31 protein-coding genes, 1 tRNA gene, 1 pseudogene and 2 riboswitches are annotated in these 24267 nt (G+C 41.0%); of the genes and pseudogenes, 10 read left to right on the top strand and 23 right to left on the bottom strand.

The genetic code is table 11. The annotated features are described in order from the left end of the window. Positions 1-103: 103 nt before the first annotated feature. The 4 genes and pseudogenes from NSQ36_RS05925 to NSQ36_RS05910 all read right to left on the bottom strand — a co-directional run bounded on the left by NSQ36_RS05925 (position 104) and on the right by NSQ36_RS05910 (position 3164). Positions 104-229, bottom strand: coding sequence for a hypothetical protein (locus tag NSQ36_RS05925; protein ID WP_262982764.1), 126 nt, complete (start codon positions 227-229; stop codon positions 104-106). Beyond that, a complete protein-coding gene (locus NSQ36_RS05920; RefSeq protein WP_050945243.1) occupies positions 219-1346 on the bottom strand; it encodes a tetratricopeptide repeat protein in 1128 nt (375 codons plus the stop codon). The genes NSQ36_RS05925 and NSQ36_RS05920 overlap by 11 nt, the downstream gene beginning before the upstream one ends. A 200-nt stretch (positions 1347-1546) precedes the next feature. Next, positions 1547-2209 carry a type A-6 chloramphenicol O-acetyltransferase Cat86 gene (locus NSQ36_RS05915; protein WP_050945244.1) on the bottom strand — a complete coding sequence of 221 codons (663 nt, stop codon included), beginning with the start codon at positions 2207-2209 and terminating at the stop codon, positions 1547-1549. Between the two features lie 126 nt (positions 2210-2335). Further along, positions 2336-3164: pseudogene (locus NSQ36_RS05910) on the bottom strand (sialate O-acetylesterase). A 191-nt stretch (positions 3165-3355) separates the two neighbouring features. Here NSQ36_RS05910 and NSQ36_RS05905 point away from each other — a divergent pair. Then, entirely contained in the window at positions 3356-3775 is a 420-nt protein-coding gene (locus tag NSQ36_RS05905; protein WP_251190967.1) for a stress protein, read from the top strand. A gap of 735 nt (positions 3776-4510) precedes the next feature. On the opposite strand, the gene NSQ36_RS05900 is transcribed toward NSQ36_RS05905, so the two are convergent. The 4 genes from NSQ36_RS05900 to NSQ36_RS05885 all read right to left on the bottom strand — a co-directional run bounded on the left by NSQ36_RS05900 (position 4511) and on the right by NSQ36_RS05885 (position 7895). Continuing rightward, positions 4511-4834: a hypothetical protein gene (locus tag NSQ36_RS05900; protein WP_251190968.1), complete on the bottom strand. Its 324-nt coding sequence runs from the start codon at positions 4832-4834 to the stop codon at positions 4511-4513. A gap of 565 nt (positions 4835-5399) precedes the next feature. Continuing rightward, positions 5400-5472: transfer RNA gene (locus NSQ36_RS05895), tRNA-Val, on the bottom strand. Between the two features lie 129 nt (positions 5473-5601). After that, positions 5602-6780, bottom strand: a complete 1179-nt coding sequence (gene metC, locus NSQ36_RS05890; protein ID WP_251190969.1) for a cystathionine beta-lyase — start codon at positions 6778-6780, stop codon at positions 5602-5604. Further along, positions 6777-7895 carry a methionine biosynthesis PLP-dependent protein gene (locus NSQ36_RS05885; RefSeq protein WP_251190970.1) on the bottom strand — a complete coding sequence of 373 codons (1119 nt, stop codon included), beginning with the start codon at positions 7893-7895 and terminating at the stop codon, positions 6777-6779. The genes metC and NSQ36_RS05885 overlap by 4 nt, the downstream gene beginning before the upstream one ends. Before the next feature lie 79 nt (positions 7896-7974). Then, positions 7975-8096: riboswitch (SAM riboswitch) on the bottom strand. Positions 8097-8317: 221 nt separating this feature from the next. Here NSQ36_RS05885 and NSQ36_RS05880 point away from each other — a divergent pair. Genes NSQ36_RS05880 through NSQ36_RS05870 form a run of 3 tightly spaced genes read left to right on the top strand, consistent with a single transcriptional unit; the run spans position 8318 to position 10067 of the window. Next, complete coding sequence (locus tag NSQ36_RS05880; protein WP_251190971.1) at positions 8318-9058, top strand: esterase family protein; 741 nt, start codon at positions 8318-8320, stop codon at positions 9056-9058. A gap of 52 nt (positions 9059-9110) precedes the next feature. Further along, entirely contained in the window at positions 9111-9626 is a 516-nt protein-coding gene (locus tag NSQ36_RS05875; protein WP_106030372.1) for a YjcG family protein, read from the top strand. Between the two features lie 6 nt (positions 9627-9632). Beyond that, the gene (locus NSQ36_RS05870) at positions 9633-10067 is read left to right on the top strand and encodes a GNAT family N-acetyltransferase (RefSeq protein WP_044140428.1); all 435 of its coding nucleotides are present in this window, start codon (positions 9633-9635) and stop codon (positions 10065-10067) included. Positions 10068-10149: 82 nt separating this feature from the next. Here NSQ36_RS05870 and NSQ36_RS05865 read toward each other — a convergent pair whose 3' ends face one another. Continuing rightward, positions 10150-10407, bottom strand: coding sequence for a hypothetical protein (locus NSQ36_RS05865; RefSeq protein ID WP_003210759.1), 258 nt, complete (start codon positions 10405-10407; stop codon positions 10150-10152). Positions 10408-10533: 126 nt separating this feature from the next. On the opposite strand from NSQ36_RS05865, the gene NSQ36_RS05860 reads away from it, so the two are divergent. Further along, on the top strand, positions 10534-12846 hold the full coding sequence (locus tag NSQ36_RS05860) for an ATP-dependent helicase (RefSeq protein ID WP_251190972.1): 2313 nt from the start codon (positions 10534-10536) through the stop codon (positions 12844-12846). 16 nt (positions 12847-12862) lie between these two features. Here the strand turns inward: NSQ36_RS05860 and NSQ36_RS05855 are convergent, their stop codons facing one another. The 5 genes from NSQ36_RS05855 to NSQ36_RS05835 form a co-directional block, all read right to left on the bottom strand. After that, on the bottom strand, positions 12863-13120 hold the full coding sequence (locus NSQ36_RS05855) for a stage VI sporulation protein F (RefSeq protein WP_003212292.1): 258 nt from the start codon (positions 13118-13120) through the stop codon (positions 12863-12865). Between the two features lie 138 nt (positions 13121-13258). Further along, positions 13259-13396, bottom strand: coding sequence for a YjcZ family sporulation protein (locus tag NSQ36_RS05850; RefSeq protein WP_003212017.1), 138 nt, complete (start codon positions 13394-13396; stop codon positions 13259-13261). 84 nt (positions 13397-13480) lie between these two features. Beyond that, entirely contained in the window at positions 13481-13702 is a 222-nt protein-coding gene (locus NSQ36_RS05845) for a hypothetical protein (protein ID WP_251190973.1), read from the bottom strand. Positions 13703-13788: 86 nt separating this feature from the next. Then, on the bottom strand, positions 13789-13917 hold the full coding sequence (locus NSQ36_RS05840; protein WP_003211271.1) for a hypothetical protein: 129 nt from the start codon (positions 13915-13917) through the stop codon (positions 13789-13791). A 71-nt stretch (positions 13918-13988) separates the two neighbouring features. Next, positions 13989-14339: a DUF1360 domain-containing protein gene (locus tag NSQ36_RS05835; protein ID WP_034620057.1), complete on the bottom strand. Its 351-nt coding sequence runs from the start codon at positions 14337-14339 to the stop codon at positions 13989-13991. 177 nt (positions 14340-14516) lie between these two features. Between NSQ36_RS05835 and NSQ36_RS05830 the strand changes: the two genes are divergently transcribed. From NSQ36_RS05830 to NSQ36_RS05810, 5 genes are all read left to right on the top strand, one after another. After that, a complete protein-coding gene (locus NSQ36_RS05830; RefSeq protein ID WP_044140425.1) occupies positions 14517-14903 on the top strand; it encodes a spore coat protein in 387 nt (128 codons plus the stop codon). A gap of 44 nt (positions 14904-14947) precedes the next feature. After that, entirely contained in the window at positions 14948-15283 is a 336-nt protein-coding gene (locus NSQ36_RS05825) for a spore coat protein (protein ID WP_251190974.1), read from the top strand. A gap of 88 nt (positions 15284-15371) precedes the next feature. Further along, positions 15372-15851: a spore coat protein gene (locus NSQ36_RS05820; protein ID WP_113768431.1), complete on the top strand. Its 480-nt coding sequence runs from the start codon at positions 15372-15374 to the stop codon at positions 15849-15851. Positions 15852-15997: 146 nt separating this feature from the next. Continuing rightward, the gene (locus tag NSQ36_RS05815; protein ID WP_003211658.1) at positions 15998-16489 is read left to right on the top strand and encodes a CotY/CotZ family spore coat protein; all 492 of its coding nucleotides are present in this window, start codon (positions 15998-16000) and stop codon (positions 16487-16489) included. A gap of 204 nt (positions 16490-16693) precedes the next feature. Continuing rightward, positions 16694-17137 (top strand): CotY/CotZ family spore coat protein, encoded by a 444-nt coding sequence (locus tag NSQ36_RS05810; protein ID WP_044140422.1) that lies wholly within the window; start codon positions 16694-16696, stop codon positions 17135-17137. A gap of 35 nt (positions 17138-17172) precedes the next feature. Here NSQ36_RS05810 and NSQ36_RS05805 read toward each other — a convergent pair whose 3' ends face one another. The 9 genes from NSQ36_RS05805 to tenA form a co-directional block, all read right to left on the bottom strand. Next, entirely contained in the window at positions 17173-17787 is a 615-nt protein-coding gene (locus NSQ36_RS05805) for a spore coat CotO family protein (RefSeq protein WP_050945254.1), read from the bottom strand. A 114-nt stretch (positions 17788-17901) separates the two neighbouring features. After that, positions 17902-18678 (bottom strand): enoyl-ACP reductase FabI, encoded by a 777-nt coding sequence (fabI, locus tag NSQ36_RS05800; protein WP_003211867.1) that lies wholly within the window; start codon positions 18676-18678, stop codon positions 17902-17904. Between the two features lie 150 nt (positions 18679-18828). Then, on the bottom strand, positions 18829-19635 hold the full coding sequence (gene thiD / locus NSQ36_RS05795) for a bifunctional hydroxymethylpyrimidine kinase/phosphomethylpyrimidine kinase (RefSeq protein WP_050945255.1): 807 nt from the start codon (positions 19633-19635) through the stop codon (positions 18829-18831). Between the two features lie 16 nt (positions 19636-19651). Beyond that, the gene (locus NSQ36_RS05790) at positions 19652-20665 is read right to left on the bottom strand and encodes a thiazole biosynthesis adenylyltransferase ThiF (RefSeq protein WP_339207003.1); all 1014 of its coding nucleotides are present in this window, start codon (positions 20663-20665) and stop codon (positions 19652-19654) included. Further along, the gene (locus NSQ36_RS05785; protein WP_339207001.1) at positions 20662-21429 is read right to left on the bottom strand and encodes a thiazole synthase; all 768 of its coding nucleotides are present in this window, start codon (positions 21427-21429) and stop codon (positions 20662-20664) included. The genes NSQ36_RS05790 and NSQ36_RS05785 overlap by 4 nt, the downstream gene beginning before the upstream one ends. Before the next feature lie 4 nt (positions 21430-21433). Continuing rightward, on the bottom strand, positions 21434-21637 hold the full coding sequence (thiS, locus tag NSQ36_RS05780) for a sulfur carrier protein ThiS (RefSeq protein WP_253622723.1): 204 nt from the start codon (positions 21635-21637) through the stop codon (positions 21434-21436). Beyond that, positions 21634-22746 carry a glycine oxidase ThiO gene (thiO, locus tag NSQ36_RS05775; RefSeq protein WP_339206999.1) on the bottom strand — a complete coding sequence of 371 codons (1113 nt, stop codon included), beginning with the start codon at positions 22744-22746 and terminating at the stop codon, positions 21634-21636. Before thiO ends, thiS begins: the two co-directional genes overlap by 4 nt. Continuing rightward, a complete protein-coding gene (gene tenI / locus NSQ36_RS05770; RefSeq protein WP_003211366.1) occupies positions 22730-23347 on the bottom strand; it encodes a thiazole tautomerase TenI in 618 nt (205 codons plus the stop codon). Before tenI ends, thiO begins: the two co-directional genes overlap by 17 nt. Continuing rightward, entirely contained in the window at positions 23322-24032 is a 711-nt protein-coding gene (tenA, locus tag NSQ36_RS05765; RefSeq protein WP_003211004.1) for a thiaminase II, read from the bottom strand. The genes tenI and tenA overlap by 26 nt, the downstream gene beginning before the upstream one ends. A gap of 78 nt (positions 24033-24110) precedes the next feature. Further along, a riboswitch (TPP riboswitch) is annotated at positions 24111-24220 on the bottom strand. Positions 24221-24267 lie beyond the last annotated feature (47 nt).

Raw genomic sequence — 24267 nt, 5'->3', positions numbered from 1 at the left:
AAACTGGTGATGAGGAGAAGATCATAAACCTTTCATCCTCTCTGATACCTTAAAGGCTGTAAGCTTTACGACAAAATAAAAAAGCCCCTTGGAGGAGGCTTTTTTACGTTTGTTTTCTTGAAGCAACCTCGATGTTGCTGTTATCACTTTTAGAAAGTGATGGAATACCAGCAGTAGATGCGAGTACAATGACTGCCAATGCACAAAAAACAACTTTTTTAATACTCATAAAGACAGTCCCCTTTCAAAATTTTTGTTTGCGCGTCCAACATTTTCATTAAAAATTCATTTGCTGTTTCGTGATCATTTTTAGATTTGAACACACCTGCCACATCATAAGACAGCTCTTCTAAATAAGCATAAATTTTGTTCTCATCTAAAAAATGAAAGACCTGTTTAATTTGGTCAATATTTACTTTATCAACATATAGGGCTTTGATAAAGTGGAACAGTCGTTTGTATAAATCGTCATCATATTGAACAGAGATCGAAAAGCCATAATCAAGGACATCTTTTCCCTTTTTATAATCGCCTTTTTTCATCAATAACGATGACAGAAAATAAAGCGAATGTGGTAAGTTGTCATATCGTTCATTTTTGTTGATACGAACAGCCTTTTCACAATAAGCAATAGCTTGATCTGTATCACCTAAACATTCATAGCAATCAGCCAGATTATAATATGCTGATGAGATCAATCTATTGTTTTGAATTTCTTCAGCCATCCTTAAAGATTTTTCTAAATGAGGAAGAGCTTTATCGCTGCGTTTCATATCATCGTAGTTTCCTGCAATTACAAATGAGCATTGAATCTTTCTTACTTTATACAGGTCATATTGATCGTAAATCTCCATTGCTTTCAGAATATGGTGCATAGATACATGTGTCTGTTTCATCATGTAATAAGCTTCTGCAACTTTAAAATGGAATTCAGCTCTTTCAATTTCGTCAGAAACAATCTCCAGCTTTATTTCTGCTTTTCTATAATATTTTATCGCTTCTACATATTCTTTATTACTGAATTCATACATGCCTCTGAAAAATAAATTGTAATACTCTAACATGCCGGTGAGCGTTTCTTGAGAGGTTTCTATCAGATCTAAGAGGGATGAAATGGTTGGTCTGTTTTTATTAAAGTCTACAGGTTTAATGTAATCTAACATGATTTGATGTCGAAAGCACATCAATTGATAATAAATGAGTAAATCTTGATCCTCTTCCATTCGTTCAATTTCTTGTTCTACCTCAGCTTTCAAAATCTCTGCATCGGGTACACTGAATTGCCGAATCATTTTATACCATTCATTTATTTTCACACCTACATGTGAAGAAAGAACTTTCTCCATCCCTTATTCCCCTTCCATTAATTTCCCTTATATTACATTTATTATCACATATAGGAATTTACAAAGCACCGAAAAGAAACCGCAAAAAGAACAATTGTTACATCAATAAACCTTTGGCACATTATCATTACAAAACAAAAAGGCAGACTCATTTCAGTCTGCCTTCATCTTCTAGATTTTCATGGGAGCACCTTTTGTCTTCAGGTAATATGCAATGAATCATTTAACCACTCGTCACAATGTTCAATAAGCCACCTCAAATATTCAACATATTGACCGGCATGATAGCCATCACAAACAGCATGATGTACTTGTATGGCAACGGGCAAAATGATTTTTCCTTCTTCCACCTTAAATTTGCCTATCGTAAATATTGGCAGTAAATAAGCTTCATCTGTAGATACATTAAGGTTAAAAGAAGTAAAATCAATCCACGGTAGACTTGAAATATTGAACATGTTTTCTGGCATATGAGGTTTCGGAAATAGGTTGCTGCTTTTGCTAAATGTTTCAATATCGGCTACACAGCTTTTATAAAACTGAGCAAAGTTTTCATCAAAAGGCGTCCAAATACTTGAAAACGTCTTTGTTTCTTTATTTAGAATCGTATAACTAGGATGGAGAATCTCCCAGTAACCCAGTTCATCGTTCACTTGATCCATCCGAAACTCAGGAATTTTTTGCACAGCTCTTGCTAACAAATAAATTTGCACAGGATATACTTTTAGCTTTTTTTCTTTTAATATTGCATGCAATTTCGTGATGTCTAGATTGATCACCAAGCTATATGAGCATCGGGTTAACGTCATATAATGGTGAAAGTGCTCTTTTCGCAGATAATTTTCGTCTATTTGTTTAAACAATTTTATCTCCTCCTGAATGTGATTTACTGTATTCAGGAGGAGACTTTATCTGTTTTCACCACCATAATCATCCTTTCAAGAGATATGTCATGTTTCTGTCCATTCAAAGTCTACCATGAGCTTTGCCTACGTTAAAGCCTGCAGCAACTCTTCGTAAGTCATCTTGCCCAACGTGAATTTTTCTAGTGCTATATATGTTTTCTCCGCTGAGGTATTCATTCTATTATGACATTCATTCACTAACTCATTTTCATTTGTTATTGGCTCATGTATATGTTCTTTTTTTCGAAATGCTTCATAATATCTTATACCAAATATTCTCTGGGACATCGCATTGATGTGAATTCCGTCCGGGTTAGGTATAAGGCCTTTCGCAGTAACATAATAACAATTTTCATGATGATGTGCAGATTTTTGTAGTTCCTCATTGATCAGTTGATATTCCACACATCCTGCGCCAAATGCTCTCTTTCCCAAGAAATCGCCCAAACCTCCTATCAAAAGCGGAATGTTAGGTGCAGATAATTCAGTTCTTAGCTCATGAAATAATCTTAGTATTTTTTCATAATATGCTTTGTACTTCCCATCTTGGCTGTCACTTTCTCCTTGATGCCATAATATCCCGGCCAATTCGCTATTTTCCTTTGCAAATTTAGCTTCATTTATTGCATGACGAAATAAAGCCCCCTCTCGTGCACTCATCAATGGAACTGCCACCTTCGGCACATGGAATCAGACCAATCTTCTCTCCTTCATGATCCTTACACCAAGCCTCCGCAAAGGAAGCCGCCAGTCCAACGCCAGCTACCGGCCTATCAAAATGAATAGGTTCAGTCATCATTTGCCATCTACCATTTCGCAGCATCATGATTCTTTCATTATAAATTGGCGGCACTTCATGCTTGAAGCCACGACCCGCCATATTTGATTGTCCAATTAGTAAAAATGACTTCATATCATTTTCCCCTCCTCTGTGTATTCACCTGAACGTTATCAGTTAACCCTTCCACTGTTATTTCTAGAATTTCAACAATTTCTTAAAATTCCCTTTTCAGATTAACATTTGTCTATTTTTGTCGAAAGCATAGTAAAAAGGAATTGTTTATTGTAATATCCTTATGCATCTATAAATCAGGAGGATCTACTATGAAGAAATATTTTGTATTATTTTTTACTTGTTTATTATTGTTAACAGCTTGTAGCAGCGCAGCATCTACTAAAAAACAGCTCACCACAGACAACCTTATTGAAGCTTTCCAAAGTGCAGGGCTTGAAGCAGAAAAACCAACTGATCTTGAACAAAAAGAGTTTGGAAATTTAAGAGAAGAAGGAAAAAGGATTCTCATTCCCTCTTTAGGCGAAAATGCTGGTGGAAGGATTTTTAAATTTGGAAATGAAACTGATCTTAAACAGGCCAAATCTTATTACGATGAGTTGGGCAATGCTGGATCTATGTTCTTCTCTCACACATATTCAAAAGGGAACTTCCTGTTACAAATGAACGGAGAAATGAAAGATTCTGAGTTTGAAAAATATAAGAAAGTGATGGATGAAGAAATAGACTAGTCTTATTTTTCTTTTACTTATTGCTTCTTTAATCTTTAAAAAGAAGGATTCTTTACGATGGTCTCTAATTCAGCTGTTTCGAACAAAAGTTCAGGTTCAGAAAAACAAAAAACCCTTGTTGCTCAAGGGTTCCTATGATGACTCCGACTGGCTCGAACCATCCATCCCTATCCAATCAAGGTAGAGGTATAGAATTATGTTATTACCAGCGATACCCTCTATTCACTTCTATTTTCACTGCAGAATCTTTTTATCCTCCGGTATTCCTTCGTTTTTTTAAAACCAACAAAGGTTAACTGTTTTAATCTTTGTTATTTAAATTCTTTGCTATTCATGTTTTTTCATAATTATTATACCGTTCAATTTCCATAACAAATAATCCATTTACTTCATCGCACCTCTTAGTGCCATTTGTTTTTCTTTTAAGGTGGTCCAAAGAATATCGCCTCCTTTGGCCCCTATTATGTTTCTTAGGTAGTTGTTCAAATTGTTCTTAATTCTTCTGAGTACTGTTGGCGAATACGCTCTTAATCTATTAGTACTTAATGCGACGCGATCTTCTCCGATTGAGTTTAATGGGCCACTGTAAATGTTTGTAAGTTCGAAACCCTCTTCGTGATTCTCTAGTAATATGTTGGAATTAACCAATCTATTGTCTGAAATCATTTCAGATTATGTCTATAACTTTTTTCCCGCATTTTATGTAAAATGTAAGAAAAAAAGAGGTCAAAAAGCTTACCTCTCGTTATCTACATATGTTCTATTCATCCTTTTTCTCTTCTCAATTTCTTTTTCTCTATCCACCTCTACCTTTTCAAATATTTCTTTCATATCACAACCAATGATGTCACTAATCGCCCATGCGTAGACCAATTTCCATGCAGTGCGATTGTGCACAAGGTTCATAAAGCCCTTATAAGAGAGATCGAGACCATATTTTCCTATCATTCTGTCATGCAAAATGGTGTAATCCATTGATTTCTCTTCCATTATATCCACAAGCTTCTCATTATTAATAATTACATTTATCTTATGAATGTTATAAGGTTTTTTTGCCAATACCTATAGCTCCTCCTTTATTTATGAGGATATGTTCTCTCAATATTCTCTTATGTTAGAAATCTCCTTAGATTGCCATGCAAATTTGAGCCAAATCATCTCGCTAAGATCCTAATCTCATCTGTAGATAACTCACCTATTTCTACATATAATTCTTTTGTATGATAAACCATACAGCTTCTCTCTAACAATTTAGCTGTTAAATCTATACCTAATAATTTTTTAATATTTTTAAGCCTTCAGAACGGCCTTCGCAAAGAAATGATATTAACGAACTGGTTGTTGAGGCACAGTAGCACAGGCGAAATTTCTAAAACGTTGTTAGCGCAACGTTTATTAGAAACCCTAGTCACACTAAGCCTCTATCTCCATATCCGACAATTACTTGCCAACGCCAACCAACAGCACAAAAGGAGTTAATTGGAGTTGCTTAAATTTTACATTTTCCACTTCGGATGTGTCAATATTGTGCATTGATAAAAGAAGGGGACAACCCAAAATATTAGAAATACAAAAGCCACTCTCGATTATGTCAAGAATGGCTCTGTATCAACGTCTTTTCATATGATTCCGACTGGGCTCGAACCAGCGACCTCTACCCTGTCAAGGTAGCGCTCTCCCAGCTGAGCTACGGAATCGGGTTATGTATCAGTTCTGGGCTTTCTGTTACTGACAGTCTCTATTATATAATCATCATGATCCGTCGTCAATGGTTTTGTTCAAAAAAGGTCAAAAAGCCGGCACAGCCGCCGGCTTTTTTCTCTTCTTTATGATTGGTTTACAAGAACAGGCTTGAGTTGATCGAGTGCTTGTTTGAAGTCGCGTTTGAGGTCTTCTCCGTTTTCTACTCCTACACTTAATCGAAGCAGGCCGTCCGTTATCCCTCTTTTTTCTCTTTCTTCTTTTGGCATAGCAGCATGTGACATTTTGGCTGGGTATGACAGAATGGATTCGACGGCGCCAAGGCTGACGGCGAATACAGGTAATGTGACAGCATCCACTAATTCTTTGACCGCTGCTTGGTTTTCTAATTCAAATGAGAGAACTGCTCCAGCTCCGCTTGCTTGCTTTCGCTGAATGTCTGCCCCAGGATGGTCATCTAAGCCTGGATAGTATACTTTTTTCACCGCAGGATGCTCTTTGAGGAATGAAGCGAGTTCAAATGCCGTTTGGCTTGCTTTTTCTAATCTGACTTGAAGGGTTTTTAACCCTCTTAATACGAGCCAGCAATCCTGCACGCCAAGGACCGCACCGAAGGAGTTTTGCAGAGAATAGAGTTCTTCTCCCAGTTTCTCGTCTTTCACTACAGCTAAGCCTGACAGTACATCACTGTGACCGCTCAAAAATTTCGTTGCGCTGTGCAGGACAACGTCAACACCAAGATCGAGCGGACGCTGAAGAGCGGGTGTTAAAAATGTATTATCTAAAAATGTCAGACAGTCATGTTCTTTCGCAAGCTGGACGACGCCCCCAATATCCGTAATCCCTAGAGTCGGGTTTGACGGCGTTTCCATGTAAATGACTTTTGTATTCGATTGAATGCCTCTTTTGACTTCATTCAAATCCGTCATGTCCACAAAGGTATGCTCAATGCCAAATCGCGAAAGAACTTGAGTAATCATTCTGAAAGTACCGCCATACACATCTCTTGTGACAAGGACGTGATCTCCTTTTGATAATAGAAGAAAAGCAGTTGAGATGGCTGCCATGCCTGATGCAAAAGCAAGCCCTCTTGTTCCTCCTTCTAGCGCCGCAATCGTATCCTCTAATGCTTGACGTGTAGGAGTTCCCGATCTTGAGTAGTCATATTGACCAAAATCATCAAAGCTGCTTTGATGAAAGGTGGACGCATGCTGAATCGGCACACTGACTGCACCTGTTGAACGGTCTGTTTTGAATGCATTATGAACGAGTTGGGTTTCGAATGTCCAATCATGTGTGGTCATTTGGCATGTACCTCCTCTTTTACTTGTGATAGTGCCTGTTTTAGGTCTGCCTTCAGGTCATCTACGTGCTCAATACCAACGGAGAAACGGAGCAGTTTGTTACACACACCGTTTGCAATGCGAATTTCCGCAGGAATATCCATGTGCGTTTGCGTCGCAGGATACGTAATGAAGCTTTCGACTCCGCCAAGACTTTCAGCAAAACAAATCGTTTTCAGCTGCTTTAAAAATGGATTGACCCAGTCCTCTTCGGCTACACGGAATGACAGCATTCCTCCCTTGCCTGGGTAAAGGACATCTTGAATTTCTGGCTGTTTCTTTAAAAACTCAGCTAGCTCCTTCGCATTTGCCTCGTGCTGGCGCATTCTAAGAGCCAGTGTTTTCATCCCTCTCATTAACAGCCATGAGTCAAACGGAGATAAAACGGCGCCAATTGCGTTTTGATGCTGGAACATGTCTTCAGAGAGCTTTTCTCCTTTTGTCACCACAAGCCCGGCAAGAACGTCATTGTGCCCGCCTAAATATTTGGTAGCACTATGGATGACAATGTCCGCTCCAAGCGTAATCGGCTTTTGCAAAACGGGTGTGTAAAAGGTGTTATCGACAATGACCAAAGCGCCATGTTCTTTTGCAATCTTCGCTATTTTTTGAATATCCGCTTCCTGCATAAGTGGATTTGTCGGCGTTTCAATAAAGACTGCTTTTGTGTTTGACGTGATTTTAGAGCGTAAACAGTCTTCATCTGAAAAATCATCGTAAAGAAAACGCAAGCCGTACTTTTTCCATTCGTTTTCAAACAAACGATATGTACCGCCATATAGGTCTGATGAGACGATGAGTTCATCACCGCTTTCAAATAGCGCCATGATCGTTTGGATCGCAGCCATTCCCGAACTGAAGGCAAATCCAGCCGTCCCTTCTTCGAGTGAAGCAATCGCATCCTCTACAAGCTGCCTTGTTGGGTTTTTCGTTCGAATGTAATCAAATCCGGTTGATTCCCCTATGCCTCTATGTCTGTAGGCTGTTGAAAGATAAACGGGGGGACTGACCGTACCAGTCGCCTCTTCGCTGCGGTTTCCAATTTGCGCTAATGTCGTTTCCACATGTTCTGTCATTTGACACCATCCTAAGTAAAAATCTGATTTCAAAACAGAAAACCCCTTCTTCATAAGAAGAAGGGGTTTTAATCGCTTCCTCTTATCTTCCAAGCAAAAAAGCTGCTTGCTGGATTTAGCACCTTGGTACATCACATGAAGTGATGCATACCGGTTGCTGAGGTTTCAAAGGGCCAGTCCCTCCACCTCTCACGATAAGAATGTGTTGTCTGTCTGTTCTAATTCTTAATACTGTAACGCATTAAATCTCATTTTTCAAGAGGAATCTGAACAATTAATTGAAATTTTCTGTATTTTATAACAGATTCGGTGTTAACTGAATTGATTGCATGTTAGCATATAGGAACAACGCTATTTTTCATGTTACAATGAATGGAAACGTTTCACTTTGTGATGAAATCGGTTAGCTGGAGGAATGGATTATGGTGAAGAAAACAGGCATTATTCAAGAACAAACCTTACATTCAAAAGAACTTGGGGCGGATATGACCCTTTTGATCTATTTGCCAGTCAATTATTCCCCCCTTTATACATATCATGTCATCATTGCCCAAGATGGTCATGATTATTTCCGCTTAGGCAAAATAGGCAGACAGGCAGAAGAATTGATGCAAAACAAAGAAATGGAACGCTCCATTATCATTGGTGTTCCTTATGAAAATGTCACGGAAAGACGGAATATGTATCATCCAGACGGCACAAAATTTGAAGCGTATAAACGCTTTTTAGCAAATGAACTTGTCCCTTATATTGATACGCATTATCCAACCTATCAAATTGGCTCAGGTCGCACGTTTATTGGTGATTCACTGGGTGCTACGATTTCTCTTATGACAGCGATTGATTATCCTTCTTTATTTGGCGGACTCATTTTGCAGTCCCCTTACGTCGATGAGTCAGTCTTAGAAGCTGTTAAACAGTCGACAGCCCTTTCTCATTATGCGATTATCCATCAAATTGGACTGGAAGAAACGGCTGTGAAAACAACAGATGGCCAAGTGCTTGATTTTATTCAGCCAAACGACGATTTAAAGGCACTTCTTGAACAGTCAGGTGCGGATTATTTATTTGAGACATTCGAAGGGGATCATAAATGGACGTTTTGGCAGCCGCTCATTGCGCCTTCGTTAAAAAGAATGCTCCCATATTCGTTAATCAACTGAATTTTGTTATAATAAACAATAATAAATACTTTCTTAATCAGGAGGGAACAAGATGAAATACGGAGTTGTTATATTTCCATCAAAAAAATTGCAAGATATTGCGAACTCTTACCGGAAGCGTTATGATCCGAACTATGCACTCATACCGCCTCATTTAACACTTAGAACACCTTTTGAATTAACGGATCTAGAAGCGGCTGAGGTCGTCTCAACGTTAAGAGAGTATGCAAAAAATGTTTCTCCTATTACGTTACGTATTAAAAAATTCAGTTCATTCGCTCCTGTAAACAACGTCATTTATATGAAAGTAGAACCGAACGAGGAAATCATGGCGCTCAATGAAAGATTGTACGCAGATCCACTTGCTGGCACACCTGAATATGCCTTTGTTCCGCATGTGACAGTGGCTCAAAAACTATCAGATGATGAGCATTCAGACGTACTTGGCACATTAAAGCTGAGAAAGATTGACCATGAAGAAACAGTGGATCGCTTCCACCTTTTATATCAATTAGAGAACGGATCTTGGACCGTCTATGAAACATTTATTTTAGGAGAAGAGGGTTAAGTACACTTGAAAACAGTCATCGCAACAGCACAAACACAACGAGAAGATGCATATTACGTTCGAAAAGAAGTATTCGTCAAAGAACAAGAAGTCCCAATAGAGATTGAAATAGATGAACTAGAAGACGAGGCCATTCATTTTGTCATTTATAACGATGAAATGAAGCCTCAAGCAGCCGCTAGATTACGGATCATTGAAGGGCCAAAGGCAAAGCTAGAACGAATTTGTGTGTTAAAAGAGGCGCGCGCTTTCGGCCTTGGCCACAAACTATTAGAAGCGCTGGAAACAGAAGCCATTGCGAATGGAGCGAAGGAAGCGGTTATGCACGCACAAGTCCAAGCTCTTCCTTTCTACGAAAAAAAAGGCTACAAAGCCGTATCTGAACCGTTTGAAGAAGCGGGGATCACACATGTCAAAATGACAAAAACACTGTCTGTTTGACCAAAAGAAAAGCCAGAGCATTCAAGATGCCCTGGCTTTTCTTTCTTTATCATCGTTCGTCAATGGAAGAAAGCGCAATCATTTATATATACGTATTAATATGAACGCCTTTGCCTTCCTCCATAAACATATCTCGTACAAAGCGTTCCCGCTTTTTTTGTTGTACTTTCGTTTCCGCTTCTGTCACTAAGTCCTCTTTTTTCTCCAGCTCTCTGTATATCTTGTCATGAAAGGTGCGAGTAACCTTAGTTACTTTCGCGTAGTCTTCTTTATCCTGAGGAGCAGGACGATTGATATATTGAAAATACAGATCCGGCTGAATCGGGGCTATATATCCCATCAAGAACGCCTCCTTTGCTTCTCTTCTACTCTACTATTCCCTAATTAATACTGTTTGAAACACGTCTCATTTGATATGATTAGATGTGTTTCTTTTTAAGATTGATTAACTATTGGAGGACTAGCTTTGAAATGCGCACGACGACATGATCGAACGATCTCATTACATACGTATTCGAGAGAACATTATCAATTCCTCCATGACGAGGGAAAAAAAGGGCACTTATTCTGCCCATATTGCGGACAACCAGTCTTTTTCAGATTAAATATACATGAAGAACCTGCCTTTATTCATAAACATATGTCTCAGCAAGTGCTGTGTGAACAAGCAGAAGAACAAGAAGATCAGAAAAAACACGCAGATCGAGAGGAAAGTGCTTCTTATAAAGAACTTGGGGGCTTCCGTTTTCCAACAGGTAAACAAATCATCTCGCAAACGAATGAATCATATGACTGGCAGGAACCAAGGTCGATTCAATTTAGTGATGCGTTACATTTAGAAGAGAATGAACAAGCACATACCATCGATCTCTTTCCGCATATCACCTTTAGCACACCGCAGCTTCAAGCTGTCACACATAAAGACGGTCCAATGCTGGTGCTGGCTGGCGCTGGCAGCGGGAAAACAAGAGTCCTGACAGCAAGAGCGGCTTATCTCATGTCACATCATCATATTCCTGCTCACCATATCTTACTCGTGACTTTCACCACAAAAGCCAGCAGTGAAATGAAAGAAAGACTGCGCAAGCAATATCAGCTTTACCCATCACAAGCAAGCCAAGTGGTGACAGGCACCTTCCATAGTCTTTTTTATAAAATGCTGCTTCACGATGACGCAAACAAATGGAATGGCCAGCACCTGATCAAGTTTGATTGGCAGAAGGAACAGTACATTCGGAAAGCCATCATGAATGAAGGACTAGATGAAAAAGACTACCCTACCGATCAAGTCCTGCAATCGATCGGCTATTGGAAAAATGCTTTTTTACCAGGTGAGCTTCCTGATTTGAAGGATGAAAAAGAAAAACACATGTGGACAATCTATCAATCTTATGAACAGCAAAAACAAGACAATCAGCAATTTGACTTTGATGACATGGCCATTGCCTGCTTGCACATGCTGACTGAACAGCCTGAACTGCTGAAACGGTATCAAGAACGGTTCAAATATATATTGGTGGATGAATTTCAGGATATAAATCCAGTTCAATATCAATTGATTCAGCTGTTAGCTGGAGAATCTGAGCAGCTATTTTGTGTCGGTGATGATGATCAAGCCATTTATGCCTTTAGGGGCAGTAATCCTGCTTTCATTCTTGAATTCAAACGAGATTATCCTTCGGCTCAGATTGTCCATTTACATGCCAATTATCGGTCGCATCATACAATTGTCGCAAGTGCGGATGCCATTATTAAGAAAAATCAGCATCGTTATGAGAAAACGTTAAAAGCCGTCCGATCGGAGACAATCCCTCCTATGCTCTTTTATCCATATGACGAGGAAGAGGAAGCGACCATGATCGTGGCAGATATTCAGGAGAAAATTAAAAACGGCGCAAAGCCGAATGATATCTGCGTGCTCTTTCGCACCAATACGGGAGGCCGCGCGATTTATGAGCGTCTGCATCAATCCGCGATTCCGTATGAGACGGAGGCTGGTGTCAAAGCCTTCTACAGCAGACGAATTGTTCGGGTTCTTCTCGCCTTTCTCTCTTTAAGTCAGGATGCCGATGATGTAGCTGCTATGAAACAGCTGCTTCCGGTTTTCTTTTTAAAGCAACAGACCTTAAACACAATGAAGGCACTGACCATCACGGAAGATTGTTCAATGGTCGACGCACTCGGAAAACTAACTGATATTCAGCCGTTTCAACAGAAAAAGCTGCAATCTATTGTTCCTCTGTTCCGCACGTTACGAAATTTAAAGCCGTCTGATGCTGTGGCGTTTATTGAACAAAAGATGGGACTTGGTGATTACTTAAAAAAACGAGTGAATGATACGAATGTGCTTGAAAAAGGGGCGGATGACGTACGAGATGTAAAAACCGCCGCCAAACGCTTTGAAACGATTGAAGCCTTTCTCGCACATGCCGAACACATGAAATCTGCCGAAAAGGAAAAAACAGACGAACCAGGTGTTCAGCTCATGACGATTCACCGGGCAAAGGGTCTGGAATTCCAAACGGTGTACATCACTTGCGTGGTCGACGGAGCACTGCCTCATGATTTCTCACTTGATGAACTCAGAAACGGTGATGAAGAAGCCTTGGAAGAAGAGCGCCGTTTATTATATGTGGCCATGACAAGAGCTGAACAATCTCTTTATCTATCGGTTCCATCATTTAGACGAGGGAAAACCGCTCATCGCTCGCGCTTTTTATATCCCCTTCTAAAGAAAAGCCGAGAATTATTCACAGAAAAACAACAGGCCCCCCTTTAAGCGGAGAGCCTGTTGTTTATTTTTTGTTGTTCATCATTTTAGCGATGGTATTGAAATCAAGCTTTTCTTTTCCACTTGTAATCGATTGAACGATTTTGTCTTCCATTTCTTTCGGTACACGTTTATTCGCAAGCTGCGCTACTTTTTTAATGACGCCTCGAACCGTTGCTTCATCTTTAAAGTTGGCATTTTGCAAAGAACCTGCAAGCTTGAAGACATCGTTCATATTCACACCTGTTTTATTTTCAACGCTTTTAAAGAATTTATTATCCATTCATTTGCCTCCTCTTTGTGGAGTAATCACCTTACTATATGAAAATAGGCGAGATATGTGCCTATCCTAAAGCCTTGTTTGCCCAAAGAGAAAGGAAAGCAAAAGGCTCCCCAATTGCTTCCCTCACCTTCTTACTGTTTAGTTAAAGAAAGAAGCACCAACGATGATTAGAAGGATGAAAAGCACGACGACAAGAACAAATGTTGATCCATATCCGCCGCCATAACCTCCGCCGTAGCCGCCGCAAGAACCGCCACCGTAACCGTAACAACTCATATATAAGCACCTCCTCTTCTCCCTTACAAAATATGAAAAATACTACAAATGGTTTGGACGATCACATAAAAAAGTGCGGAATTTTTATTTCTGCTGTTTAAAGACGTAATCTGCCTCTCCATGACGCACAATGAATGCTTCTGTTTCTTTCGCAAAAGCATCCATCTTCACGCCAAATGCTTTTAAATGCTCCTCAAGATCCTTCGCTTTATCCGTTAGATCCATTTCAACCTTTTCATGCGCTTGCTCTTTCCCATCATGGGGTTTAGTGAACAAGGAACCGATTAATTGTTCGAATGCATCCATTCTGGTCACCCCTTCTCTCTTACATATGCATCACTCAAAAAAAGGGCAACAAAAAAACCGGATAAATCCGGCTTTTGTTTTCTCTTCTATTGAGGTTTCTTTTTGTTTCCACAGCCGCAGCCTGCTTTTTTAATTTTCTTCGTATAAACAGATTGTTGATTTGACTGCGCTGGATAACCTTGAAGCGTATGTGACGGCGTTTCAGTTGGTTTCATCGCAACCCTTCCTTTCCTATTCCATGATAGTATATGCATTTTTTAAAAGCGTGTCTGATCAGAATGCCTGTTTATTTCACCAGCTTTGAGACGATCGCTTCAATAATGCCTGCTGCTGCGGCAATCGCTAATAGTAAATTAAGCCACATGCTAATGACAGGAAATAATATGTATATCAGAAGTAAAGCAGCAGTGCACCACATGCCCGTACACCAATAACAACTTAACAGCTCTCCTACCCAAGACCGCAGTCCTTTACCTTTAATGATGATATATGTCTCCACTTCACCTTGTTCATTGACCTCTTCCTGTTCTTCATGAAATAAACGGCGGAAAGGAGCAGTAATGGTATCAAATACAATGAGCCTCGTCAGTCTAAAGGATGCGAGGGCAAACACGACAAATGACAAAGCACCGCTCAGGAGCCTCCACCTCCTTCTTTCTTCTTTTTTGCGTCCTTTCTTTATATATGCAAAAAGAAAGACCGCCATGATGAATCGAGCGGAAATAAAATTGGGTTGTACTTTTTCACACTTTCCGATTCCACCTTGAGCCTCTGCTGCATTAAATAATGTATAGATAAGAAAGGAGTGAAAGTATTGTCTATTGAAGAAAGTGCTGATTTATTATACACACAACTGTTAAACGAATTAATCAGCAATTATGATGATTTCATTGAGATCAAAGATTCCGAAAATGTCACAATTCATAAAACAGATGTAACAGCCGCACTCTCCCTTCAAGCGACCGTAACGACAATCATTACTCTTTTAATCCAACTTCTTGTACCAGACGATGAATTGGCTACAGACATCACAGATCAGCTTTTAGCCACACAACAAGTAACAGTCCAAAAGAAAACTGTGATCCAAATCATCAATTGCTATAACGTCACGATTACATTATCAGATGCATCTATTATGAACTCTGTCCAAATTCTCACTCAAACATTGAATGTACTCTTAGTTGAAGCCGGCATTCTTTGACCCTTTCTTTTTCTAACATTATGTATGAAAGAGGTGAAATAATCGTGGCTGAAGAGAACGAAAAAAAGGAGTTTCAAATCAACACTGATGTTGATCCATTAACGAGCCTTCTTGTAAGTGATATTTTAAACAAAAACAATATCACAGATGATCAGAAAGCAAATATTACAGATGATCAAAGAAGAATGATTTTGAAATTAGTTGAGGACTTACAAAAGAAAGCAGATGACTTCGTACAGCAGCAGCAGGAGAAAAAAAGGCAGGCAGAGACAGCAAAACATCCGGAAGAAGTACAGCCTGAACCAAAAGTACGTCCAAAACGAAATTCACTTCGAGATCGTATTCAGCAGCGCCGTGATGCGCAGCGTAATAACGATTAAATAAAAATGGGTTGCCTGCTAGGGTAAATGCCCGAGACAAAACCACGCATTCCAGCATTTAATAAAGTAAACGGAAGGAGGAATAGAAATGGATTCTAAACCATACTCTTGGGTCGCTCTAGATCGTAACTGTACACACCACGGCGATTACAACTATGAAAGAAAAGCAGTTTGTGACGGCCACTATTATGATGATGAAGATGTCTTGCAAGACTTTGATCAAGTGAGTTTTACAAAGCAGACATCTGAGGAAGTCATTATCGTCAGAGACTCTTGTGACATTAATGTCTCTTCTGTTGATGCACAGGTTGCAGCATCTATCCAAGTAGCTGTTCAAACAGCGATCATCACCATTACAAATATCTCAATCGCAGATGGTGATTTAGCAGACCGCGTCACACAGGATCTTTTACAAGCTGCTACTCACAAACAAACAAACCGCCAAAAACTTGTCATCGAAAATTCAAGAAACGTTACAGTATCGACAATCGATGCGGACATCTCAATCGCAATCCAAACACTTACACAAACACTTGTTGCGACAATCATTGCGATCGGTATCCTCTAATGTACAAAAGCAGAGCGAAAAGCTCTGCTTTTCCTTTTATAAAAATACAACAAATATAAATAGTCATTTACCCACACCAACTAGAGGGCGCATACATATGTTGTTAAGGACTAAAGTCAAATACCTTGTTAAAGGAGCTGAAATCCATGAGCTGCGGAAAACACCATGGCCGACATGATGAAAACTGTGTATGCGATGCGGTTGATAAGATTTTAGCAGAGCAGGAAGCTGTAGAAGATAAATGTCCTACGAGCTGCTACAGTAATTTATTAAGCCCAACCGTTTCTGGAAAAGATACGATTCCGTTTTTACTTTTCGATAAAAAGGGCGGATTGTTTTCTACTTTCGGAAACATTGGAGGATTTGTTGACGATTGCCAATGCTTCGAATCCATTTTCTTCCGGGTTGAAAAATTACACGACTGCTGTGCTACGTTATCTGTATTAAGACCTGTTGATGTACACGGACATACGTTAAGCGTTTGTCACCCTTGTGACCCTGACTTCTTTGGTCTAGAAAAAACGGACTTTTGTATTGAGGTTGATCTAAACTGCTTCTGCGCAATCCAATGTTTAAACCCAGAACTAGTAGACAGAGTCATGCCATCGAAAGATAAAAAGCATCATCACCACGGCTAAATCAACCGCCATTGATCTCACTTGTCATGAGTCAAAGCATCCCCTTCCTTACGAATGACAGTCAATCATGCGGAGCAGTCAGCATAAGAGCTGCCGCTTCCGCATTGATTGTAAGTAGAAGTATCAACCGGCAAAACAAAAAGCTTGTAGATGATGACAGTGCTCAAACACTCAAACAAATTTCCTAGTATAGGAGGGTTGAATATGAGCCGCAAACATTCATGGAATTGTGTAGCAGAGGCTGTTGAAAATATTAACGACTTACAAAATGCCGTCGAAGAAGAATGCCCGACCAGCTGTTACAGCAATCTCCTTTCTTCATCCCATTCATTAGGTGACACTGTCCCGTTTGTTCTCTTTACATCCAAATCAAAACCATTCGTCGCATTCGGAAACGTCGGAGAAGTAGATGCAGGTCCTTGCTTCAGCACTACATTTTTCAGAGTCGAACACATCTCTGACCACTGCGCAACACTCAGCTTGCTTATCGCATTTGACAAAGACCGTCATATTTTAGATTTTACAGACAAAGATTCTGTATGTGATGTGTTCCGATTAGAAAAATCGAAGTATTGCATTGAAGTAGATCTTGACTGCTTCTGCGCAATCGAGTGCTTAAATCCACGACTCATCAACCGTAACTGCTAACAAAAAAAGTCCCTCTATGGGACTTTTTTTATTCGTTAAAAGCCAAGTGGATGAATCGAGGAAATTTCATCTATTGCTAATTCAACTGGATTTCCCCCGCCCGCTGTTCGAATGACCACTGTATCTTCTTTTCGATCCATGATAATCCCTCTATATGTTTTACCATCAGCTTCAATCAGGCAAAGGGCTCTTGGCATATTATGAGGCAGGCTTGTGAGAAAATCGACTTTTTCGTCAATGCTCATCTGACTTAAAGGCTTTTTCACTCGTTTTCTTCTAGGTTCTTCTTTTGTTTCATGAAAAACGCCTTCTGGCGGCTTCTCCTCTTCTCGCTGAGGTTTTCGTTCTTGTATAAGCTCTGGCTCTTTTGTGATGTCTTGTTCTTGGGTAAGCTCTGCTTCTTGCATCATGTCTTGCTCTTGCTGACGCTCAGGCGGCTTTGCTTCTTTTTTCTTCTCGATTTCTTGAGCCACGGGTTCCTCGTGCGTACTTTCTTCGATCTTGTCTTTTTTACTCTTAGAAATTTCTTGTGGTTTTTCTGATTTCTTTCGCTTTCTCACAATATTTTGCATGGCCGGCATTGACTCATCATAGCTCGGCTGAACAATATACATAAGCGGCTTCTGGTTCTCATCACCTTTATTTGACATACTAATCCCTCCCGAATGATTCATTCCTTATATATATGAGCGGACGCCTCAAATCAGAAGAAAAATAAAAAAACAGCATACCCTTATTCGGTATGCTGCAAATCATTTAATTGGTTAGCGAGCAATGATATGGAAGCCAGAATCAACATGCAGATTCTCACCTGTCATGCCGCGTGATAGATCACTGAATAAGAATAGAGCTGTATCGCCAACTTCTTCAGGAGTCGTTGTACGACGAAGCGGTGCACGCTCTTCAATATCCTTCAGAATGGTATTAAAACCACTGATGCCTTTTGCAGACAGCGTACGAATTGGACCAGCAGAAATACTATTCACACGAATACCTTCTGCGCCTAAATCAGCTGCTAAGTATTTCACACTTGCTTCAAGTGCTGCTTTTGCTACACCCATTACGTTGTAGTTTGAAACCACACGCTCTCCGCCTAGGTATGTAAGCGTGACGATGCTTCCACCTTCTGTCATCAATGGACGTGCTGCTTTTGCTACAGCTGTTAAAGAGTATGCACTAATGTTGTGCGCCAAAAGGAAACCTTCACGGTTCGTGTTTAAGTATTCACCGACAAGCTCTTCCTTGTTTGCAAATGCAATCGCATGCGCAACGCCATGAATGACTTGTACTTTTTCTTTAATTGTAGCGAAACATTTTTCGATTTCTTCGTCACTTGTCACGTCACATGGAAGAATGATTGAATCATCGCGCTCAAGTGTGCTTGCAAGTTCTTTTACAGATTCAGCAAGACGATCTCCAACATAAGTAAAAATCAAACGAGCTCCAGCTTCGTGAAGTGAGCGGGCAATTCCCCAAGCGATGCTTCGTTTATTGGCAACACCCATTACCACGATATTACGGCCTTCTAAAGAAAAGTTCATATGTAATAAAGCCTCCTATTTTTTCAAGACATAGTATTAGTACCTGATCATAATATTATCACAGATCACGAGAGAATGACAATTTCCTCAGAAAGAAAGTTTCTTTTTCATCAAAAAACCGTCCTCGCAAATGAAGACGGTTCGATTCTCTCATCGTTTGAGCCGGTTTTGCTGATAAGCAAAATGGTTGGTAGGTCCGTGTCCAGCCCCAATATTCAAAGGGAACTTGATGGCTTCATGGACAAAGGTTTCTGCTGTGTCAAAAGCCTCCCTCATGGAGGATCCTTTCGCAATTTCAGCTGTTAATGCCGCTGCAAACGTGCAGCCTGTGCCATGTGTATGGGGAGTATCAATGTGTTCGTTTGTGACTTCTATAAAGCCTTTTCCATCATACAATAGGTCTGTAATCATTCCGCCAGATGGACCGTGACCGCCTTTGATCACGACATGTTTCGTACCAAGCTCATATAAACGCTCCGCTGCTAGATAGCGATCCTCTTTTGTCTGAATCCGCATGCCTGTCAGCACTTCTGCCTCAGGAAGATTCGGCGTTACGGCATAGCTGACAGGCAGCAAGTGTGTTTTCAACGCTGTGACCGCATCTTCATTTAATAAAGAAGCGCCTCCTTTTGCGATCATCACTGGATCGACAATGAGCTTCATGTCATATTGAACCGTTTTTTCAGCAACTATCTTGATCATGTCTGCGCTCCACAGCATTCCTGTTTTGACGGCATCTGGCAGTAAATCCTCTGCCACTGCATCAATTTGACTTTCTAACGCCTCGTTTGAAAGCGGATATACTCCGTGAACACCTAGTGTGTTTTGTGCTGTAATCGCTGTAATCGCAGACATTCCGAACACACCGAGCTCCTGAAAGGTTTTTAAATCAGCTTGAATGCCTGCTCCGCCGCCAGAATCAGAACCTGCAATTGTGAATGCTTTTTTGATCGTCATTTCATCACACCTCTCATTAGCCAATCCATTGATGATAAATGGTTCTTGCTTTTGCCATATCATTTGTGCCATGGACAAGAGCTCTGCCGTCTTTAAATAAGACAAGCTTATATTCATCCTTTTGACAGGAAAGCAAATACGGATTTTCAAGGACATCCATCCCTGCTTTCTTTAACCGAAGAGCCACTTCGTTTAATGGCGGCGGGGTTTCGGCTGCACTGCGGATTTGGACCGTATTGCGGCCGCATAGTACATCTGCTTTCGCTCTCTTGTCATAGGAGAGAAATGGATATGTCTTCAGCCCACAGCTTGGACATTGCTTCTTCTTTAAGGAGCTGGCTGATCGGATGTCAGACCGCTCATTGGTCCATAAATCAAAGGATCTTAAAATTGGCGTCACTTGATGACCTGTTAAATACTTCAGAGCATCTGCCACTTGATATGCTGCCACCTGCTGCACAACTGGACTAATGATACCGGCTGTATCACAAGTCATGCCTTGTGCGGGTAAATGTTCAAGCAGGCAGTGTAAACATGGCGTCTCACCAGGAATGACAGTAAATTGAATACCATAGCTGGCGACGCAAGCTCCATAAAGGAATGGAATTTGATGTTTGACGGCAGCATCATTTGCGATCATCCTTACCTCAAAATTATCCGCTGCATCCACGATAATCGAAGCCCCGCTGACAAGTTCATCAATCTGTTCAGCGGTCACATCAATGACAATTCCTTTGACCTGCACGTCACTATTTATCTGTTTGAGTCTATTTTCAGCCGCCACAGCCTTTGGCAGTCGATCCTGTACATCTTGCTCCGTGTAAAGCTGCTGACGCTGAAGGTTGCTCCATTCAATATAATCTCGATCCAAAATGGTGACAGATCCAACGCCAGCACGAACGAGCATTTCCGCACTAGCTGTTCCAAGCGCTCCTGCACCAATAATGACAGCCTTTGAGTCATTTAACCGCTTTTGCCCCTCTATGCCGATTGGCTGAAAGAGCTCTTGTCGTGAATAACGTGTGCTCAAAATGCCGGCATTCCTTCCTGCGGACTGCTTGCTGTCCCGTAGTTTTTCAAAGGAATACGTCCCGCCTCGAAGCCTAGCCTTCCTGATTCAATCGCCAGCTTCATGGCTTTAGCCATTTTCACAGGGTCCTTTGCACCTGACACAGCGGTGTTCAGTAATACAGCGTCAGCCCCTAGCTCCATCGCATAAGCCGCATCCTTTGGAGAGCCTACACCAGCATCAATAATCACCGGTACCTTTGCCTGCTCGATAATAAATGAGAGATTCAGAGGGTTTAGTAAGCCTTGCCCTGAACCAATCGGCGAAGCACCTGGCATGATGGCATGGACACCAAGCTCTTCTAATTTTCTTGCCAGTACCACATCATCAGATGTATATGGCAGCACGGTAAATCCTTCTTCGAGTAGCATTTCGGATGCTTTTAACGTTTCGACTGGATCTGGCAGAAGAGACCTTGAGCAGCCAATGACTTCTACCTTGATCATGTCACACAGTCCAGAAGCCTTCGCTAAACGAGCAATACGAACTGCCTCTTCCGCTGTACTAGCACCAGCTGTATTCGGAAGCAGCGTATATTTTGATAAATCAAGCTGCTCCAAAAAGTTTGGCTGAGATGATTCGAAAATGTTCATTCTTCTCACAGCAAAGGTTAATATTTCTGCTTCTGATACGTTCACGGCTTCTTTTTGAACTTCAAATGATGGGTACTTTCCTGTACCAAGTAATAATCTTGATGTGAATGTCTTTCCGCCAATGTGCAGCATGTTGTCATCCTCCTCCTACAAAGTGAACGATTTCGATCGTGTCATTAGGTTCAATTTTCACTTGTTGAAACGCTTCTTTATCAATAATTTCTTGGTTCTTTTCCACAATCACTACTCGATTTTCAAGCTGATAGTCTGATAGCAGGTCATAGATCGTTCCATTTTCTCGTTCGAAATCAACGATTCTGCCATTCAATTGAATTTTCATACAAACAGTGCCTCCTTTCGGCCAATACGAAATGCGTGAAGCCATTCCTTTTGGACCGGTTCACCTAATATCAGGTCGCGAATGATTTCTCCAGTAATCGGGGCAAGTAAAATACCATTTCTGTAATGCCCTGCAGCAAAAAGAATACGCTGATCTTCCGGGTGTCTTCCGATATAAGGATGCCGGTCGCTTGTCGCCGGACGAAGGCCAGCCCAACACTGATCAATCGGCATCTCCTTGATCGAAGGCATCAGCTGTGACGCCTTTTGAATAACAGCTTCAATGCCGCCAAGCGTAGGAACAGTTTGCCACTCGTTTGGCTTCATCGTTGCGCCAACGACCAGTTTGCCGCTATCTCGTTGAACGATGTAACTATGATCATGGTAAATGGTGTGGTGGAGTGCTGGACCATGATTCCATACAGACACACATTCCCCTTTTACTGGATAAAGAGAATGAGATAATCCAAGCTCTTCAAAAAAACGGCCAGACCATACACCACTTGCTACAGTGAGGTCATCACATGTGAATGTTCCCTTCGTTGTTCTAATCGCTAACGCTTCTTTCTCCCGCTTCACTTCGATCACGGGTGTACACTCATTCACTTCTGCCCCGTACCTGACCGCCGCCTGCCAAAATGCCCGGCATACCGCATAAGGTTCGACATGAACATCCTCTTTAATCAAACCTGCTCCTAAGATGTTCTCTGCTATTTGAGGCATGCATTTTTTTACGCTGCTTGCGTCAAGCCACTCAAATGTAGACAAATGCTGCATGCGGCAAAGTGCTTGTTTCTCCTCTTCTGTAAAGGCTACCTTCATGATACCGCCCGCTGATGTTCGAATATCAATGCCAGATTCATGCTGTAGATCGACTTTTAACTTTTCGTACAATGCCTGGCTTGCTCTGCCTACTTGAAAAAAAATATCCTCATGACCCTCTCCTTCAGCATGTGCACCAAGCATCCCAGCAGCCGCACTTGTCGTTTGCTTCCCTACCTCATTCGCCTCAAATAAGACGACCTGCTTTCCTGCTTTTGCAAGGTGATAGGCAATGGACATCCCTATGATTCCACCACCAATGATTGCCACATCATAATGCTTCTTCATAAGGATGCTCCTTTACTTGTTTAGAAAATGCTTGTGCCATCTTGCGCGGCTGATGATGAGTAAAAATTCCAGACATGACAGCAATCCCTTTCACATTCGCGTGTCTCAATTCTGGAATGCGGTCAGGTGTCACACCACCGATTGCCACGACTGGAATAGATAGTAGAGATGTCAGTTCTTTCACAAGCTGTACGCCTCTTGCCTGAAGTCCTGGTTTACAAGTGGTGTCATATACGTGCCCAAATATGACATACTCTGCTCCATTTTTCTCAGCTGCTTTCCCTTCTTCAATCGAATGAACAGAGACGCCCGCATGAAGATGAGGGAATTTTTGCCGCAGCTCTTTTGGCGAAAAGCTATGGCCCGGGAGATGTACCCGGTGAATATTGGTGAGCAGTGCAACGTCTACTCTGTCGTTGATGATGAGCTTCTCTTTCGGTACACCTTCTAAAAGGAGACCTTTCACGAGATCAACAAGCTCACTTGCTGTTTTAGACCGTTCCCGGATATGAATAAAATCCACTTCAGGTGCAATGTTTTTTATTTGTTTGATCAGCTCACCCGCAGGAAGCGAATCATTTGTCACTGCGTGGAGTTCCATTTGCACCAACCCCATCTAAGCATGCTGTTTGCCACATTTCTTTTTGATACGCCATCTCCCAGAAATGGTATTCGTAATAGCTTGAAATCACAAAATTTTCTTTCATATTGGCCCGTACATGTTCTGGTGCTTTTTCGGCTAGTTCATCAAAGCGGTTGACTTGTTCAAAGACAAGTTCCTTAAACCAATCCCCTCCATATGTCAAAATCCATTCCTGATAAATCGGATGGTCAGGTGTGGTTTGTTTCAGCTTTTCACCCACCTCATAATAAAGCCAGTAGCACGGCAATAACGCAGCTAATATCTCTTCGAATCGTCCGCTTTTCACAGATCGGTACATATGAGACGTATACGCATATGCAGTGGGAGAAGGCTTAAAGTTCTCGATGGCTTCATCTGAAATCTCTAAAAGCTCTGTAAACTTTCTATGCAGCGACAGCTCTGCTTCATACGTTCCCTGCGCATGATACGCCATTCTGCCCGTCGTATGTAAGTCCTCACTAATTGCCGCTCCATATGCTTGCACCTTTGCAAAATGAGTTAAATAATATGAATCCTGCATCACATAATACGTGAAACGATCGAGTGACAGCGTGCCATCGCCAATCCCTTTCACAAAGGGGTGTGTAAAGCTTCCATTCCACCATGGTGCTGCTGCTTCTTTACATTCAGTTGAAAATGTCATGTTTCTCTCCTCCTGTTTTTCCATATAAAAAAGCCACTTTCCGTATGGAAAGTGGCTTGGAATTTGTAAAAAGCATAGTCAAAAACCGCACCACTTCCCTACGCAGGTATGAACCTGTTCAGGTAATGAGGGTCTAAAAGTCGATACTTTTATCTCAGCCCTTTTAAAGGACTCCCCTAGTGGATCAAATATATGATGTTGTACTTCTATCTTAATCAGGAATTGTTCATTGGTC

The organism is Bacillus sp. FSL W8-1143 (assembly GCF_037965155.1).
GTDB classification, from domain to species: domain Bacteria; phylum Bacillota; class Bacilli; order Bacillales; family Bacillaceae; genus Bacillus; species Bacillus pumilus.
The sequence above is the reverse complement of the archived record's forward strand: the minus strand, read 5'-3'. Positions and strand labels throughout refer to the sequence as shown.